This is a genomic window from Methylacidimicrobium sp. AP8, from assembly GCF_903064525.1.
GTDB lineage: Bacteria > Verrucomicrobiota > Verrucomicrobiia > Methylacidiphilales > Methylacidiphilaceae > Methylacidimicrobium.
In genome coordinates, this window is the sequence record NZ_LR797830.1 from 1,821,436 (window position 1) to 1,838,210 (window position 16,775).

Consider the following 16,775-nt stretch of genomic DNA (forward strand, 5'->3'; position numbering starts at 1 on the left):
CACACGATGCCCGCCCCGCGCTTGGCGCGCGGCCCGCTTTGTTGGTGGCTGGGGTCGGAATCGAACCGACGACACGCGGATTTTCAGTCCGCTGCTCTACCGACTGAGCTACCCAGCCCTCTCTGCTCGCCTACGCAGGCAAGACGGCATTCTCCCGCGAAAACCGGCGCTGTCAACGCCGGGCTTTATGCCGGCTGCGGGCTTCCCAGGAAGCCCGAGATCGTCGTGAAGGCGAATCCCCGTTCGAGAAGGCCGTCCAAGATGCTGGGGAGCACCTCGGCGGTCTGGAGGTGGAGGTCGTGCATGAGGACGATCGACCCTGGCCGCGTCTGCGTTAGGACGGTCTCCCGTATCCGCTCCGCCCCCGGCCGTGCCCAGTCGCGCGTGTCGACGCTCCAGAGCACGACCCCCAGGCCTTCCTGTGCCGCCAGCAGGGCCTGCGCCGGCCGGAAGGAGCCGTAGGGAGGCCGCATCCAGCGGGGTCGGAAGCCGGTGGCCTGCTCGATGGCCGCCTGCGTCCTCTCCAGCTGAGCCAGCACTTGCGGAGCGGGCAGGCGCCCGAGCTGCGGATGCGTATACGAGTGGTTCCCGATCTCGTGCCCCTCTTCCCGGACGCGATGTGCCAGGGACGGTGCCGCCGAGACCCGCTCTCCGATCATGAAGAACGTCGCCGAAAGGCCCCGTTCGCGCAGGGCGGCCAACACCTTCTCGGTCACGCCGGGCGTCGGCCCGTCATCGAAGGTGACCGCGATCCGCCGGCCCAGCCCCGGTCCATGATTCACGAAACGGACGCCGGGGGAGCCGGAGGCTGCGGCCGGGGCCGCCCGACGGGCGATCCCGCTGCCCGTCGGCGCCGCCGGCACGGCCCAAGCGACCGCCGGGGCGGCGAGGCCCGCGCCCAGCACCGCCAGCTTCTGCAGAAAATCGCGTCGAGAGAGTTCCATGGTTGAATTCGAAAACCATGCCCAGGATAATGGCCGTAGCCCCTCGTTGGCAATCCTGCTCTGCCGCCTCCGTGGACCGCACTGGCGCCTTGCCCGGGATTGCGGGCCTTGCTAGGGTGCACGGCACGATCCGGCGGGAAGGCGGCGCGGAGGCGGCCGCTTACCGCGGGTCGACGGAGAACACGATGAGCGATACGGCGAGTGCGCAGAAGGCCGTAAGCGGGTTGGAAGGGATCGCCGCGGGAGAGACGGCCCTGAGCACTGTCGGCAAGGAGGGACTCGACCTCACCTATCGGGGCTATTCGATTCGGGACCTGGCGGAGCAAGCCTCCTTCGAGGAAGTGATCTACCTCCTGCTCTACGGGAAGCTGCCCGCACGGGCCGACTTGGACCGCTACCGGAGCCTGCTGATCAGCTTGCGGGACCTTCCCACCCCGCTCCGAGTGATCCTGGAGCAGCTCCCTCCTACGGCCAACCCGGTGGACGTCCTGCGGACGGGCTGCTCCGCCCTGGGTACCCTAGAGCCGGAAGAAGACGGTCGCGACGCTCATGCGATCGCCAACCGGCTCTGCGCCTCCTTTCCTTCGATGCTCCTCTACTGGTTTCACTTCCACCGCAACGGCCGGCGGATCGAGACGCGGGCGGAAGCACATCCGACCGTTGCCGAACAGTTTCTCTACCTGCTCCACGGCGTCCCCCCTTCGGCGCTGCACGCGCGGGCCCTCGATACCGCTTTCATCCTCCACGCCGAGCACGAGTTCAACGCGTCGACCTTCACCTGCCGGGTGATCATTTCGACTCTTTCGGACTCCTACTCGGCCATCACCGGCGGAATCGGGGCGCTACGCGGACCCTTGCACGGAGGAGCCGACGAGGGCGCGATGAAGCTCCTGGAACGGTTTTCCTCGCCCGACGAGGCGGAGGTGGGCATCCGGAAGATGCTCGCGAAAAAGGAGAAGATCCTGGGCTTCGGCCATCGGGTCTACAAGCACGGCGACCCTCGCGCTCCGATCATCAAAGGGTTGGCGAAGCAGCTGGCCGAGGAAGCAGGCGATCGTCGGCTCTTTCCCATCGCCGAGCGGATCGAAAAGCTGCTCTATTCGGAGAAGGGTCTCTATCCCAACATCGATTTTTACAGCGCGCTGGCTTATCACTTCCTCGGCATTCCGACCTTCCTCTTTACCCCACTCTTCGTGATCGCCCGGACGTCCGGCTGGTCCGCCCACATTCTCGAGCAGCGGGCCCACAACCGGCTTATCCGGCCGGTGGCCGTCTACACCGGCCCGGCGCCGCGGCCGTTCCCGGCCATCGACCAGCGATCCTGACCGTTTTCCCTGGTAGAGACCCCCTCCCCGTAGATCGAAAGTGCCCCCCTCTCGGTCGACCGCCTCCGCCGCCCCCTTCGCAGCTGAGGCCGTCATCCCCATGCAGACCAATCCGTACTGGCCGGCGATCACCGTCGACCCGCGCAAGCTCGACGCCGCCTGGCGGCCGCTTTTCGATGACGCGCTGGCGCGAGTGTCAGCCGAGTTCGCCGCGCGCTTCCCGGAGCCGGAAGGCGGGTGGCCGCCGGGCAGCACTCGGCTTCGGGGCCGACCCGCGCTTTTTCTGGGCGCTCCGGCCGGAGGAGCCGGGATGACCACCTTCCTCGGAACCCTGTTCCGGAAGCTGGAGGGCAAGGCCCTGCCGATCTACGTCCGCCCCTTCCGCAACCCACTCGGCCCCTGGAAGGCGCTGCTCGAGGCGATCGGCCGGGAGATGAGGCTCCCCGACCGCCCGGGCGCTATCCGTCCTTGGCCCGAGGAGCCGACCCGGATCCAGGTTTTCGCCAACGACATTCTCGGCTCGCTCGCCTCCCGGCTCGTCAGCCAAGGCCTGATCCGCGATTCCCGCCTCCGCTCCGCGGTCCGCTTCCTGCGCCGCCATTCCGCCAAGGTCTTGCTCGAAGGCCTGGTTCCGGAGTGGGTGCAATGGCTCCGCCTCAACTTCGCGCGGATCGTTCCGGCTGCCGAGGAGCTGCTTTCGGAGCTTGGACCGTGGGCAAGCCCGCCGCAGAATTGGCTTTGGGCGATCCACGGGCTGGCGGTGCGGACCGAAGACCGCGTCGTTCAAGATGCCTGCCGCCGGTGGGCTTTCGGCGAGCCCATCGATTGGGCTCAGGCCGTTCGTGCTAACCTCGCCGTCGCCCCGAGCGAAGGAGCGGGGGAGCGCCTCGGGGAGGACGAGAGCCGTTGCCGGGGCCGCGTCGAGGATCTGCTGCGGCTGAGCCTCTTCTCGAAGCCTTTCCTGCTCGCCTTCGACAATGCGGACGCTTGGGGGACCGAGCCGGCGCTCGCCATGGCCGCGGGCCGCCTTTTCGAGGAGTTGCAGGAGGCTCCGCCGGCCTTCGTCCTGATAGGGGCCCATAGCGGCCGATGGGTCCGCTCGGTTCTCCCGCACTGGTCCCCAAGGCAGCGAAGCCGCCTTTCCCCCCTTCCGCCGCTTCGCGAGGTCGCAATGCCGGAAGCCGCGGACCTCTTGGCGGAGAGAAGCCTGTCGTCGGCGGGGCGCCCCGCGCGCGCCGTCCCCGAATGGATCGGGGCGGCCTACCGGGACCGGGAGTCCTTGCCCGTCCGGTGTCTGCTTCTCGCCTGTGCCCTCCGTTGGGACGAAGAGCACGGGCTTGGCCAGGCGGCGCCTTCCCCCGCCGTCCGGTGGTTCCGCGACTGCCGGCTGCAGTGGGAGATCGCCGGCCTCGATCTCCCCTACCGGTGGATCGCCGAATGGGCGCTCCTTCCCCCGGAGCCGCCGGCCGATTTTTTGTGGCGGCGGGAGGAAACCGGCCCCCTCGGTCTCCTTTGCGCGCGCCGGACGCTGCCGGAAACCGATCTCTTGCTCTTCCCCCAGCCGGAGATCCCCGGAACCGGCATCCAAGCTTTGCAGGCCTTCCTCGAGAACGCGGCCGCCGCCGCCGAAGGCCGTTCCCTTGCCGCCTTCGGCCTGCTCCCTGCGCGGGCCGACCCCTCCCGCCGGGGCGCCTCCGGGGAAGGGAGGTCCGGCTTGCCGCTCTTGCACGTTCCCGCCGAGCCGTTCCTCGATCTGGCCGCCGCCGTCTCCCTCGCGATCGCCTTCCGCCGGGAGGAGGGCGCCACGCCGGCCGAGGAAGAGGCTCGCGCCCGGGCCGAGGAGATCCTCGCTTCCTGGCGCGCCCAGCTGCCGGCGCCTGCTCCCCCCGCTGCCGGCAGCCGCCGGGCCGAGGAACTCACGCTACCGCTCCTCGAGGCGATCCGCGACGCGGTGCGCGCCCGGCAGGCCCTCCCCTTGAGCGAGCTCCAGGATCGCATGCCCCGGCGGATCGGCCGCGCGCAGGCGCTCTCCTCCGTCGCCGTCCTTTCCGAGGTTCAAGTGCGGACGGGGGCAACGCCCGAGCCCATCTTTTGCTGGCAGCCGGCCTAGGCCGCGGCCGCTAGCGGCCATTTCTCACCAGTGCGAGCTTTCGCGGGAGAGAGGTGCCGGTTGAGTCGCTTGCGAGCAGTTCCGGCCGCGCAGAGCTCTTCATGAGGCAGGATCGAGCAAGATTTTCATTCGATTTGCCTTAACGCGAGCGCTGCAAAGCGCAAAAAGCCGGTTGTGGAGCAAGGCTCCGCCCGATCGTAGGCTTTGCGGAAGGAGAAGAGGTGGGGTTTTGATACCTGCTCAACAACGCAGCACTCGGAAGACGTGAGTAAAGAGGCTCTTCCAAGGATAGGCGCTACTCATCGAGAGGAAGACGCGGCGGACGCTGACTCGGACCAGCGTGCCGATCTTAAAGAGCTTGAGCCGTAGGGTGTCGACCTGGGCCTCGGCCCAGTCCGTTCCTCGCAGAGCCAGCCGTCGCAGCGCTTCGACCAGGGTGTAAGCGAGAGCCGAGAAGTAGAGGCGAAGTTGGTTGCTGGCCATTTGCGCGGTCGAGAGCCGGTCGGCAAAGAGGTAGAGTTGTTCCTTAATCCGATTCTCCATGTCGCCACGAGCACAGTAGAGCTTCTCGTAAAGGTTTTGGGCGGGCCACTCCTCGGTGGAGAGAGAGGTCACGACAAAGCGCGGATTCTCCCCTCTTTCCAGGTACTCGGCTTTGGCGACCACCCGGCGCTCCCTCGACCAGCTGCTCAAGGTGCGGTAGGCAAACTCGGTAAAGAAGCGGGCCGGCTTGCCACTCGACTCGTGCAGACGACGGGCTTGCTCCATCGACCCCTGAATGGTCCGGCACAAGCGCTCGTTGCGGGCCAAGCCGAAGAGGTAGTCGACTTGATTGGCTTCGCACCAAGCCATGATCTCTTCCCGGCAGAAGCCCGAATCGGCCCGGACCACGATCCGGACTCCGGGCCAACGGGTACGGAGTTGTTCCACGATCCGGCTCACCTCCGTAAGGGAGCCCGCCGACGCATCCTGGTTCGATGGCCGAAGCCGGACGCCAAGGAGTTGACGTGGATGCGGAAGGGAGTGCCTTGGTGCTTTCGGCTCGGGTGAGTGTGTGCGCCAACGATGCCGGCGAGTTGGAAGCCGACGTGCGGGCCATTCCTACGGAAGCCGGTCGGGTCCGTGCGGTGCTGGTAGACACGGGGTATACCAATGGCGAACAGGTCGAGGCTCTGCAGGCGGAGGGAATCGAAGTCTACTGTCCGATGAGGGCTGAAGCTCTGGAATGCCGCCGGCGATACGAGTTCCGGCCCACCGATCGTCGACGGGAGAAGCCCGTGGAATATACCGCCCCGTGGAGACGCAAGATGGTTGAGAAGCTCGCCAGTCCGGAAGGCCGCCGCCTCTATGCTCGACGCAAGCAGACGGTCGAACCGGTCTTTGGCATCATCAAATCGGTAATGGGCTTCCGGGCGTTTCGGCTCCGCGGGCAAGCCAAAGTCCAGGGCGAATGGTCGTTGGTCTGCTTGGCGTACAACTTCAAGCGACTTTGGAAGCTTGGGGGAGCCCGCAAGCCCGGTTCCCTTCCGATTGGATCCCTATGGTCGCTCTCCGCCGGAAAAACGGTCGTCGCATTGTCTTGGTTTTTAGGATTCCCGAGACAATCGCTCCCCATGCCGCATCGGACCGTCGCCGCATCGCGGCAAACTCTCGTACTAAGGCCGACAGGCTGCTAGGAGCCTTCCTCGAAGAGGAAGTGATCCCGGCGGAGCCGGTTGACCGTCTCGTGGAACTCCTCCCGGGTAGGCCCGCCCAGCTTCTCCATCTTGCGGTAGATGCTCACCGCCCCCCGCCAATCCTGGGCTTTCTCCTTGAGGGCGGCCGCTTGGATCCCTGCTTCGATCCGCCAGCGGATCTCGGGCGCGCTCCGCTTCTCCGGCCTCTCCTTGGTCGACTCCAAGCGGCCGTCGAGAACGTCGAGGAAGACCGCCAGGGCGTCCTCCTCCCGGCCCTGCTTTTCCAAGCAGACCCCTTGCTTGAACCCCGCCTCGTCGCGCTCTGACGGATCCGCCCCTTTTTCCTTGAGGACTGCGGCGTACACCTTCGCCGCCTCCCCGAAGAGCTTCGCGTCCGCCGCCCCCTGCGCAAAGAGGCAGTCCCCTTTGCGCAGCAGGGCTTCGGTCCGGATCGGCCCGGAGTCGCTCTCCTCCAACGCCGCGTCGAAAAGGAGGATCGCGTTGGCGTATTCGCCGAGATCCTGATCGATCTTCCCTTGCAGGAGCCTCGCCTCCGCCTTCCAAGAGGAGCTCTCGGGGATACGATCCAAGAGATGGAGAGCCTCCACCAGGTCATGCCGGCCGATCGCGGCCTTGGCCGCCCAGTAATACGCCGAGTCGGCCAAAGCGTTCTGGGGGTAGTCCTGCGCCAGGCGTTCGAAGCTCGCCTGCGCGTCCGCGTAGTCCTGGGCATTGTAGTAGAATTGCGCCGCCCCGAAGAGTGCCTTCGGAGCCAGGGAGCCGGCCGCCTTGTCGGATGCCAGATCGGCCAACCGCTGCCTCGCCTCCGCCTCGCTCAGCTTTCCGCACCGGTAGCCGGCGAAGGCTCCCCGGTAGATCGCCTCGGGCACAAGCGGATCCCCCGGGTAGTTCCGAACCAGCCGCTCGTATTCCGCAAACGCTCTGGCCTCCTCTCCGGATTCCTCGTGGAGGGTGGCCAGCTGCATCAGGAACCGGGGATGGGAGGAGCGGAGCGCCGGCTCCCGGAGCCCTTCTTCCAGCGCTTCCTCCGCCTCTTTCCCCCGCCCGAGCTCCTGCAAGAGCGCCGCTTCGAGCAGCAGCAGCCGTCCCCGCAAGGGGCTCCCGGGGAAACGTTCGACGAAGGCCTTCCTCGCCTTCCGGAACTCCTCGAGCCTCTTTTCGCGGGCCAGCGCGATCAGCCGGTTGAAGAAGCTCTCCTGCGCGAAGACGCCGGCCGCTTCCGCGGCCCGGAACTTTTCCTCGGCAGTGGCGGCGTCGCCCCGGGCCAGCGCGATCTCCCCCAGGCGGTAGGCCGAATAGGGAGCCAGCTCTCCGCCGCCCTTCTCGACCTGGCGGAAGGCGCGGGCGGCGGCCTCCCATGCCCCGTCCTCCTGGTAAAGTCGTCCGAGCGTATAACAGATGCTCCCCTCAGGCTTGGGTCCGAGCTTCCGTCTGCCGGCCTCCTCCAGGAGGGCCTTGGCCCCCTCCCTGTCGCCGCTTTCCGCCCGCGCCTGCGCCGTCACAAAGAGCAGCCGCCCCTCCTCTGCGGGATCCCGCCCCTCCCCGGCAGCTCCGCGAGCTTCTTTTCGGCTTCCGGAAGGCGTTGGAGCGACGCTGCGCTCTGCAAGTAGCGCTCGCCGGCCCGCAGCCGGAGAATCGGCTCCTTCTCGAGCGCCAGCGCCCGCTCGAAGGCGTTCATCGCCTTGCCGGTCTCGCCCAGCTTCTCATAGGTCTCTCCCAAGCCGAACCAGGCCAGGGCGAGCAGTTCCTGCGGAGCCCGTCCCGCCCGCACCACCGCCTCGTAGAGCGCAACGGCGCGGGAGGGGTCCTCCTCCCGCCGCAGCTCGGCCAGCCAGAAGCGCGCCTCGCAGAAGGCCTCGTCCATCCGGTCGTCTTCCCGCACCATCTGCGCCAAGAGGGACTCTGCGTCTTCGCGGCGCCCGAGGGAGAGGGCCATCCGGGCGAGCAGCAGAAGCGCATGCGTCCGCGGGCCGCCGGCCGAACCCCGCGCCAGCGCTTGCCAGACCGCTTCCGCTTCCCGCACCTTCCCCGCCCGCCACAGGCACCAGCCGAGAGCCAGCCGCGCCCGCTGGGCGAGGGAGGCGGGGAGCGGCCCGGCGAGGGCGGCCCGATAGTTGGGGATGGCCTCGGACCACCGTTCTAAGGCGCAAAGGCATTCGGCCCGCCAGAAGAAGGCTTCCTCCGCCGCGGCCTTCGGCAGCCGGTTCGACCCGACCGGAGCGAGCAATTCCTCCGCCGCCCGGTACCTCCCGAGGAAATAGAGCGCTTTGGCCTCGAGCAGCGCGGCACTCGCCGAAAGGGGGCTGCCGGGAAACCGCTTCCGAAAACGCTCGACCTCCTGGACGCAGCGATCGAAGAGCCCGTCCTCGAACGCGGTGAGCGCCGGCGTGAGGACCTCCTCCTGCGCCCCGGCCCGGCCCAGGACGCCCGCCCAGCCAAGCAATGTCAGGGCGACGCCGAAGAGGACCCGCCCGAAGCCGACCCTCAGGAACCTTCGTCTCTGTTTCATGCTCCCCCGGCCCGCGCCGCCTCTCTCTGCTCGCGGAGGAACCGGCCCGTCCAGCTCGCGGAAACTGCGGCCACCTGGGCGGGACTACCTTGGGCGACGATCCGCCCGCCCCCCTCGCCCCCTTCCGGGCCCAGGTCGATCAGGTAGTCGACCCGCTGCAGCACGCGCAGGTTGTGCTCGATCAGAATGATCGTGTTGCCCGCGTCCCGCAACTCGATTAGGACCTCCATCAGCGTTTCGATGTCGGCCAGGTGGAGTCCGGTCGTCGGCTCGTCCAGGATGTAGAGCGTTTTGGCCGATGCCGGCCGGCCCAGCTCGGCTGCCAGCTTCAGCCGCTGGGCCTCCCCGCCGGAGAGGCTCGTCGCCGATTGGCCGAGCCGGAGATAGCCGAGCCCGACCCGCGCGAGCATCTCCAGCTTCCCCGCAACGGCGGGAACCGCGCGAAAAAAATCGCGCCCCTCGTCGACCGTCATCTCGAGTACCTCTGCGATGCTTTTCCCCCGATAGGTGACTTCCAGGGTCTCCCGGTTGAACCGTTTCCCCCCGCACGACTGGCACGGAACGTAGACCGGGGGCAGGAAGCTCATCTCGACCTCGATCACCCCCTGACCCTGGCAGCGCTCGCACCGCCCGCCGGGGACGTTGCAGCTGAACCGCTCCGGCCCGTAGCCCCGCACCCGGGCGGCGGGGAGCCGGGAGAAGAGCATTCGGATCTCCTGAAAGGCTCCCGAGAAGGTCAAGGGATTCGAGCGCGGCGAGCGCCCGATCGGCGTCTGATCGATGACGACCAGCCGGTCCAGCGCCTCGGCGCCCTCGATCCGGTCGTGGGCCCCCGGCTCGGTGTGCGCGCCGTGCAGCCGCCGCTGCAAGGCCCGGCAGAGCACGTCGTTGACGAGGGTGCTCTTGCCCGAGCCGCTCACTCCGGACACCGCTGTCAGACATCCGAGCGGGAAGGCCACCGTGATGTTCTGGAGGTTGTTGGCCCGGGCCCCGACCACGCGCAGCCATCCCGCCCCGGGCGGCCGCCGGCTCCCTCGGGCGGGACCGCCGGCTTGCGCAGGCAGCTCCCCGTGATCGAATGCGGCCGGCTCAAGACCTCCTGGGGGGCCGCCCCCCGGATCCGCCCTCCCAGCGGCCCCGCGCCCGGCCCCAGCTCGACCAGGTAGTCGGCCCCCAGGATCGTCTCCTCGTCGTGCTCCACCACCACCACCGTGTTCCCCAGGTCGCGGAGCTCCGCCAAGAGGCCCAGGAGCCTCCGGTGGTCACGCGGGTGGAGGCCGACGCTCGGCTCGTCGAGCACGTAGAGGACCCCGCTGAGGCGTGCGCCCAGCTGCGTCGCCAGCCGGATCCGCTGGGCCTCTCCCCCCGAGAGAGTCCGCGTCTCCCGGTCGAGGGTGAGATAGCCGAGCCCGGCCCTCCCCAGGAACTCGAGCCGCTGCCCGAGCTCGCGGAAGATGTCGGCAGCGACCGCCTGCTTCTCCGGAGGCACCGGGACGGCCCGGAGCCAGCGCTCCGCCTCTTCGACCGAAAACCCGGTCACCTCATGAATGTTCCGCGGCGGCCAGCCGCGCGCGCGGATCGTCACCGCGAGGACCTCCGGCCGAAGGCGGGCGCCCCGGCAGGAACGGCAGACCCCGGCGGAGAGAAACGGGCGGAGCTTGGCGCGCAGCGCCGAGGATCGCGCATCCCGGTACAGGCGCTCGAGGCCGGGAAGCACCCCTTCGAAGGAGATCGCCGGCTCCCCACCCTTTCCTGCCGGGCTCCCTCGGCCGGCTGTCCCCTGCAAGACGGCCTGCCGGAACGTTTCCCCGCACTGCTCCCACGGCCGGGCGATGTCCTCGCCGAACGCCTCGGCCAGCTTCTCGAGCTCCTTCCGGTAGAACGCCTGGAGGGCCTTGCCCAGCTTCCGCCACGGAGCGATCGGCATCTCCGCGAGCGGGAGCGACGGGTCGGGAACGACCGCCTTCGCGTCGAAGGCGAGCTCGGTGCCAAGCCCGTGGCAGGCTGGGCAGGCGCCCAGCGGATTGTTAAACGAGAAGTGGCGAGGGGAATATTCCGGGAAGCGGAAGCCGGTTTCCGGATCGAAGTGGCGATCGCTGAAGAGCCGCTCCCCGCTTTCCCCCGCCGGGGTCCGGTAGAAGACGACGACCACGCCTTCTCCAACCTGGAGCGCCAGCTCCAGCGAATCGTGCAGCCGGCTCCGGGCTCCCGGATCGCAGGAGAGGCGGTCGACGAGGACCTCGAGCGTGTAGGGCCCCTTCCCGCGGCCGTCCACCTCCTCCTCGAGATCGACCAGCTCCCCGTTGAGCCGGGCCCGGATAAAGCCCAGGCGCCGGGTCCGCTCGAGCGATCGGCGGAGGTCCTTCCGGCTCCCACCGCGCAGCACGGGGGCCAGCAGCTGGATCGACGTCGCGGACGGGAGCCCGAGGATCTCCTCGATCATCTCCGGGACGGTGTAGCGCCGCAGCGGCTTCCCGGTCTCCGGATGGTGGGGCGTGCCGAAATGCGCGAAGAGAAGCCGGAGGAACTCCGCGATGTCGGTGGCCGTGGCGACCGTCGACCGCGGGCTGCCTCCCGAGGTCCGCTGCTCGATCGCGATGGCGGGGGAGAGCCCCTCGATCCGGTCGACCTCTGGCTTTTCCCAGGTTCCGAGGACCTGCCTGGCGTACGCCGAGAGGCTTTCGACGTAGCGGCGCTGTCCCTCGGCGTAGAGCGTGTCGAAGGCCAGCGACGATTTCCCCGAGCCGCTAACCCCCGTGATCACCACGAGCCGGTTGCGCGGGAGATCGACGTCGACGTTCTGCAGGTTGTGCTCCCGCGCCCCGCGTATCTGGATCCACTGATCTCCCATGACGGCCGGGCGGCGGCCTCGCGCGTCCGGAACAGGGGACAACTTATCACTCCGCCCCAGGGGGTCAACCTTCTAGCCGCCGGCCGGCTCCCGGCGCGATCCGCCGCCTCACGCGGGAGTCTCGGCGGCTTTCCGGCGCAAGGCCCAAAGAAACTCCTGGTTCCCGGAGCCGCCCAAGACGGGCGAGGGGATCGCCCCCCGATCCTCGAGCCCGGGGAAGCCGCGCAGCCAACCCCGCAGTCCGGCCACGACGCGGTCGCGCACTTCCGGATCCCGGACGATCCCGCCCTTCCCGACGTCGGCCCGCCCGGCCTCGAACTGGGGCTTGATCAGGGCGAGGATCCAGCCCTCCGGCCGGAGGAGGGGGAAGAGGGCAGGAAGCACCAGCCGCAGCGAGATGAAGGAGACGTCGACCGTGGCAAGGTCGACATTCTCTCCGAGGTCCTCCGGGCGGAGGAACCGGGCGTTGATCCTCTCCCGCACGACAACGCGCGGGTCCGCCCGCAGCTTCCAGTGGAGCTGTCCATGTCCGACGTCGAGCGCGATCACCCGGCGGGCCCCGTGCTGGAGGAGGCAGTCGGTGAACCCGCCGGTCGAGGCTCCGACATCCAGGCAGGTCCAGCCTGCCGGGTCGAGCGCGAAGTGGCGGAGCCCGGCCTCGAGCTTGCGGCCGCCGCGGCCGACATAGCGGTCGAGCGGCTCGAGCCGCAGCAGCGCCTCAGGACCCACCCGGCGGCTCGGCTTGTCCGCGCGGGCCTCCCCGATCCGGACCCGCCCGGCCAGGATTGCCCGCTGCGCCGCGTCCCGGCTCTCGCAGAGCCCTCGCTCGACAAGGGCGAGGTCGAGCCGGAGCTTCCGGCCGGCCCCGTCTTGCCTCCCCCTCGCGGCGCCGGCCTCCTGCTTGTCCTCCGCTCCGCTCTTCTTTCCTTCCGCGCGCATCGATTTTGCTCTAAATATACAGCCTAGGCGTTGCTCGGGGAACAACCGGGCGCCGGCCGGGCGCCCGGAAGCGATCGCCGGCGGAAGGACAGAGGGTCAGGTGAACGAACACGGCTCGGTCTGGATGTCCCGGCGGCATTCCGCCGAGGCGGTCGTCGCTCCCCTCGCTCGCCCGCCGCTGCTGGAACCGCCCGGGACGCTCGCCTCGGTCACCCGGGGCGTCTGCCAATTCCTGGAGCGGCCGGCGCCGCGCTGGTGGGGGCCGGCCACTCTCGTCACGGGCCTGATGGCCACCCTCGTTCTGGGGGCCAACGCCTACCTGGTGGGCACAGGGATCGGCGTCTGGGGGGTCCAGATGCCCGTCGTCTGGGGCTTCGCCATCATCAACTTCGTGTTCTGGATCGGCATCGGCCATGCCGGAACGCTGATCTCGGCGATCCTCCTGCTCACCCGCCAACGGTGGCGGAACTCCCTCAACCGGGCCGCAGAGGCCTCCGCCATCTTCGCCGTCGCCTGCGGAGCGGTCTTCCCGCTAATCCACATCGGCCGCCAATGGATGGCCTGGTACCTTTTCCCGATCCAGGAGAACATCGCAATCTGGCCCAACTTCCGGGCGCCGCTCCTCTGGGACGTGTTCGCAGTCCTCACCTACCTCACCGTCTCGGTGCTCTACTGGTACCTGGGCATGATCCCCGACTTCGCGACGCTGCGCGAACGGGAGAAACATCCCTGGCGGCGGAAGCTCTTCGCCGTCCTCTCGATGGGCTGGTCGGGCTCGGCCCGGGAGTGGAACCATTACGAGATGGGCTACCTCTGCCTGGCAGGCCTCCTGGCCCCCCTGGTCCTTTCGGTCCACTCCTTCGTCTCGTGCGACTTCGCGGCCACGATCCTGCCCGGCTGGCATGCGACCATCTTCCCCCCCTACTTCGGCGCGGGTGCGATCTTCGGCGGCTTCGCCGTCATCCTCGTCCTCCTCATCCCCCTGCGGGAGCTCCTGCCTGAACTCAAGAAGTTCATCCTTCCGGTCCACATCGAGCAGATGGCCAAATGGCTCCTGGCGACCGGCTCCCTGGTCGGCTACGTCTACCTCACCGAGCTCTTTATCGCCTGGTACGGTGCGAACCCCTTCGAGCGCTACGCGTTCTGGAACCGCATCACCGGCCCCTACGCGCCCGAGTTTTGGGGCATGCTCGCCTGCAACGCCCTTGCGCCGCAGATCCTCTGGTTCCGGGCTGTCCGCCGCCGGCCCTGGGCGGTCTTCGGGGTCGCCATCCTCGCCAACGTCGGCATGTGGCTCGAGCGCTTCGTGATCATCGTGATCTCCCTCCACCGGGATTTCCTGCCCTCCTCTTGGAGCCTCTACCACCCCACTTGGGTCGACATCGGGCTCCTGGTCGGCTCGGTGGGCCTCTTCCTCTTCCTCTTCCTCCTCTTCCTCCGCTTCTTGCCCGTCATCGCCATGTTCGAGGTGAAGGCGCTCTGCCCGCCCGCCGAGGAGGACGCCCCGGCCGCCCCTCGGGACGCGGCGGGCTCCACCCTCGACCTGAGCCGGGCGACCTTCGGGCTGGGGGCCCGCTTCCCCTCGGCGGCCGCACTCTGCCGCGCCGGCCGCCGGTTGCGGGCGCTCGGCTTCCGCCGGATCGAGCTCTATTCCCCCTATCCTTTCCACGGGCTGGCGGAGGCGGCCGGCCACCGAAAGAGCTGGGTCTCGGCCTGCGTGCTCGGAGGAGGCCTGTTCGGCTTCTGCCTTGGAGCCTCCCTCGAGCTCCTCACCTCAATGCCCCGCCCCGCCTTCCTGCGCAGCGTGCTCGCCAGCCACCTGCTCGACCTCTTCTACCCGCTGGTCGTCCAGGGAAAGCCCTACATCAGCCTTCCGGCGTTCTTCGCGGTGGTCTTTGAAACGACCGCCCTCTTCTCCGCCTTCGGGGCGGTGGTGGGCATCCTGCTGGCCAGCTCGCTTCCGCGCTTCTACCGGCCGATCTTCCACTGGGAGCTTTTCAGCCGCCGGAGCCAGGACGACGGCTTCTTCCTGGTCGTCGAACGGCGGGATCCCCGATTTTCGGCCGATCTCCCCGGGATTCTGGCCGGAATCGGAGCCCTGGAGATCAGCCCGATTCCGGAATGAGCGGGCGGAAGCCGGCTCCCCCGGTCTCGGGAGCCGGGGACACGATCGGGAGCGGCCGCTCTCCGACCTTCTCGTTGTTCACCAGAATGACGACCGAGTAGACCGCCGCCTGCGGCACCAGAAAGGGAGGCATCGGGATCGGCAGGTCGAGAACCGCCTGCTCGTCGAACGGCGGGGCCTCCGCCGGGAACTGGATCTGCCCCGAGGCGCTGGCCAGGACGTGGCCCGACTTCGGGTCTTCTATCCGGGCCGCGATGTCCAGCTGCCCCACACGGCCCCGCAAATGGGTCAGCCAGACCGTGATGAAGAAAAGAGGGGTGGGAAACGGAAACTTGGGAAGCCGGAGCTGCCCGAAGGTGTTCACCAGCGTGAGCTTATCGGTCGCCTTCTCCCGGACCACCAGGTCGGAGAGCAGGATCGCCGGACAGAGGACGGGCTCCTGGTCCACGGCCCCCACCTTAGGGAGGGCCGCCGCAAGAAGCAAGCGCCTCCCGCCCCGCCGTTTACTATCCCTCTTGGGAAGCGAACTCCGCCCGGAGATCCTTTTCCATCTTTTCCCGCAGCGCCTTCCGCTCTCCCTCGGTCTCCTGCCAGAGGCGGCGGGCGATCTCCTCCCGGCGCTGCCAATACCGCCGCTCGAAGGCCGCCTTCCGATCGCCGGAGAGCTTCAGGCCGAGCCGCTCCGCTTCCCGCTCGGCCTCCCGGTGTCGCTCCACCCGCATCCGGGCGATCCGCTCCAGCAGCTTCCCCTTGCGGTCGAGGTCCATCTGCTGGAACCGCGGCCACTTCTCGAGCTCGGCCAGCAGCCGGTCGTCGGGCAGCTCCAGGAGCTGCCCGATCTTCTGCCGCAGCTCCCACCGGCTCTCCTCCGGCGCCGGGCCGTTCGGCTCGGGCCGCTCGCCTGCCCATAAGGACCTTCCTCCGACCACGACCGCCGCACCCAAGCAGGCGGCTAAAACGAGTCTGGTTCTTCCCATAGAATGCTTTCTCCCGGTTCTCCCGGCTCCGCCGAGAGCTGTTCCTGAAGCCATCGGGCGTCGTCCACTCCCGGATGGGCCTCGATCGAGGCGAAGGCGACGCGCGTCCAGCCCGCCCCCTGCCTCTGCTCGTGGTGGACGAGCCATGCCGCGCACCCGCCTCCCCGGCCGCGAGCAGGAGGGAGAGGGCGCAGAGCCTCGCCAACTGGCGCCGGCGCCGGCGCCGGCTCTTCTCGACCACCAGGCGCGCCAGCGTCCGGGCGGCGAGCGATCCCTCGGGGGCGGCGGGAGGCGCCTGCCGGAGGAGATCCCAAAGCGGGTCCGGTTCGTCCATTCCTTCCGATCCAACCCGGCCTCGGCCGGCTTGTCGCGGGATTTTTCGCCCCCGCCCGCCAAAAATCATGATCCGCTGCCCGCGAGGAGCTCCTGGAAGCGGGCGGCGTTGCGCACCCCGTAGTCCCGGTAGCAGTTGTTGAAGAGCACGTGGACCTGCGTCGCGCGCAGCGACCGGACCTTGCGCACCAGCTGGCGCAGCTCCTCCTCGCCGTAGAGATACCGGAAGCGCTCGGCGGCCGAGGGGAGATTCCGGGCCGTCCAGGTCTCCCGGTTCCGCCCGTGGAGCCGGACCACGGCGATTTCGCAGGGCGGAACCTCCCAGATCGCCGGAACGCTCGCGCGCGTCCCCTGCGGCTCGTCGACGACCACCGGAATCCACCCCTGCTCGGCCTCCCACCGGAGTGTCTCCTCGGCCCGCCCGCCGGCAAACCAGCTCGCGTGGCGGAACTCGACGGCGATCCGGAACCCCTCGAGCCTCCGCGAGCACTCGAGCAGGTGCTCGACATTCTCCGGCCGGCGGGTGAACCAGGGAGGAAACTGGAGGAGAACCACCCCCAGCTTCCCGGCCGCCTGGAGCGGGCCGAGGCCCTCGCGGAACCGCCGCCAGAGCTCCTCCCGGGCCTCCGCGGGCAAATCTCGGTAGTAGACCGGCTCCTCGGACCGGCCGGCCGCCCGCGGCCGCAGGTCGGGGGGGAGGGCATCCGCCGGTGTGAGATGGCGGGTGAAGAGGCGGAAGACCTTGCAGTCGAAAACGAAGCCGGCCGGCGTCCTCTCCGCCCACCGCCGGGCGTTTTCCGGCCGAGGCAGCGCGTAGTAGGTCGCGTCGATCTCGACCAGCGGAAAGTGGGCGGCGTAGTAGCGCAGCCGCGAGGCCGCATCCCGGGCTTCCGCCGGATACCAGCCCGAGCGGAGCAGGGTGGGATCGGTCCACGAAGCGGTTCCGACCAGAATCAACACCATCT

At 68.7% G+C, this 16,775-nt stretch carries 10 protein-coding genes, 1 tRNA gene and 3 pseudogenes; 4 read left to right on the forward strand and 10 right to left on the reverse strand.

The annotated features are described in order from the left end of the window. Positions 1-42: 42 nt before the first annotated feature. Positions 43-118, reverse strand: a tRNA-Phe gene (locus MTHMO_RS08530). A gap of 67 nt (positions 119-185) precedes the next feature. After that, on the reverse strand, positions 186-944 hold the full coding sequence (locus MTHMO_RS08535) for a polysaccharide deacetylase family protein (RefSeq protein WP_202214397.1): 759 nt from the start codon (positions 942-944) through the stop codon (positions 186-188). Between the two features lie 185 nt (positions 945-1,129). Between MTHMO_RS08535 and MTHMO_RS08540 the strand changes: the two genes are divergently transcribed. Next, entirely contained in the window at positions 1,130-2,269 is a 1,140-nt protein-coding gene (locus tag MTHMO_RS08540) for a citrate/2-methylcitrate synthase (RefSeq protein ID WP_202214398.1), read from the forward strand. A gap of 100 nt (positions 2,270-2,369) precedes the next feature. Then, positions 2,370-4,379, forward strand: coding sequence for a hypothetical protein (locus tag MTHMO_RS08545; RefSeq protein ID WP_202214399.1), 2,010 nt, complete (start codon positions 2,370-2,372; stop codon positions 4,377-4,379). A 240-nt stretch (positions 4,380-4,619) separates the two neighbouring features. On the opposite strand, the pseudogene MTHMO_RS08550 reads toward MTHMO_RS08545, so the two are convergent. Then, positions 4,620-5,372, reverse strand: a pseudogene (locus tag MTHMO_RS08550) (IS1380 family transposase); the annotation flags it as partial. 14 nt (positions 5,373-5,386) lie between these two features. Between MTHMO_RS08550 and MTHMO_RS08555 the strand changes: the two are divergent. Further along, a pseudogene (locus MTHMO_RS08555) lies at positions 5,387-6,055 on the forward strand (transposase); the annotation flags it as partial. Here MTHMO_RS08555 and MTHMO_RS08560 read toward each other — a convergent pair. The 4 genes and pseudogenes from MTHMO_RS08560 to MTHMO_RS08575 all read right to left on the reverse strand — a co-directional run bounded on the left by MTHMO_RS08560 (position 6,052) and on the right by MTHMO_RS08575 (position 12,375). Beyond that, the gene (locus MTHMO_RS08560) at positions 6,052-7,578 is read right to left on the reverse strand and encodes a tol-pal system YbgF family protein (RefSeq protein ID WP_202214400.1); all 1,527 of its coding nucleotides are present in this window, start codon (positions 7,576-7,578) and stop codon (positions 6,052-6,054) included. The pseudogene MTHMO_RS08555 and the gene MTHMO_RS08560 overlap by 4 nt on opposite strands. Beyond that, positions 7,575-8,585: a tetratricopeptide repeat protein gene (locus tag MTHMO_RS08565; RefSeq protein ID WP_202214401.1), complete on the reverse strand. Its 1,011-nt coding sequence runs from the start codon at positions 8,583-8,585 to the stop codon at positions 7,575-7,577. The genes MTHMO_RS08560 and MTHMO_RS08565 overlap by 4 nt, the downstream gene beginning before the upstream one ends. Then, positions 8,582-11,436: pseudogene (uvrA, locus tag MTHMO_RS08570) on the reverse strand (excinuclease ABC subunit UvrA). The gene MTHMO_RS08565 and the pseudogene uvrA overlap by 4 nt, the downstream one beginning before the upstream one ends. 108 nt (positions 11,437-11,544) lie before the next feature. Beyond that, entirely contained in the window at positions 11,545-12,375 is an 831-nt protein-coding gene (locus MTHMO_RS08575; RefSeq protein WP_202214402.1) for a TlyA family RNA methyltransferase, read from the reverse strand. Between the two features lie 100 nt (positions 12,376-12,475). On the opposite strand from MTHMO_RS08575, the gene MTHMO_RS08580 reads away from it, so the two are divergent. Further along, positions 12,476-14,500, forward strand: coding sequence for a quinol:electron acceptor oxidoreductase subunit ActD (locus MTHMO_RS08580; RefSeq protein ID WP_237394858.1), 2,025 nt, complete (start codon positions 12,476-12,478; stop codon positions 14,498-14,500). Here MTHMO_RS08580 and MTHMO_RS08585 read toward each other — a convergent pair. The 3 genes from MTHMO_RS08585 to MTHMO_RS08595 all read right to left on the reverse strand — a co-directional run bounded on the left by MTHMO_RS08585 (position 14,481) and on the right by MTHMO_RS08595 (position 16,773). Continuing rightward, on the reverse strand, positions 14,481-14,948 hold the full coding sequence (locus MTHMO_RS08585) for a hypothetical protein (protein WP_202214403.1): 468 nt from the start codon (positions 14,946-14,948) through the stop codon (positions 14,481-14,483). The genes MTHMO_RS08580 and MTHMO_RS08585 overlap by 20 nt on opposite strands. A gap of 58 nt (positions 14,949-15,006) precedes the next feature. After that, entirely contained in the window at positions 15,007-15,477 is a 471-nt protein-coding gene (locus MTHMO_RS08590; RefSeq protein WP_202214404.1) for a hypothetical protein, read from the reverse strand. A 399-nt stretch (positions 15,478-15,876) separates the two neighbouring features. Further along, complete coding sequence (locus MTHMO_RS08595; RefSeq protein WP_202214405.1) at positions 15,877-16,773, reverse strand: DUF72 domain-containing protein; 897 nt, start codon at positions 16,771-16,773, stop codon at positions 15,877-15,879. Between the last annotated feature and the right edge of the window lie 2 nt (positions 16,774-16,775).